This is a genomic window from Thermorhabdus hydrogeniformans, from assembly GCF_049310025.1.
Classification (GTDB): domain Bacteria; phylum Bacillota; class Thermosediminibacteria; order Thermosediminibacterales; family Tepidanaerobacteraceae; genus JBJYKD01.
The window spans coordinates 1-274 of the sequence record NZ_JBJYKD010000128.1; the positions used below are offsets into that span (position 1 = coordinate 1).

Genomic DNA, 274 nt, shown 5'->3' on the forward strand with positions numbered 1-274 from the left:
CGTAGACCGACGCCTCCCGGTCGGCCGCCACCTTGAACATGCGCAGGTGGCGGGGCTAGAGGCCCCGCTCGAGGAAGGCGGCGGCCAGGGTGGCGACAGCCAGCGCGTCGCCCTCGTAGACCTTCTCCCGGCCGATGGCGCGGCCCTCGATGAGCCCGAAGGACTCCAGGCGCTCCACCTCCCGCTCGGCGATCCCCGCGGCCGCGGCCAGCTCGGCGGTGGTCATGCTCACCGTGGTGGGGTCGTCGTCGAAGAGGGTGCCCTGGGCCACCGG

The 274-nt window shown here is 74.1% G+C and carries 1 pseudogene; it reads right to left on the minus strand.

Features of this window, described 5'->3' with window-relative positions:
* Positions 1 to 55: 55 nt before the first annotated feature.
* Positions 56 to 274, minus strand: a pseudogene (locus ACKX14_RS15790) (hypothetical protein); the annotation flags it as partial.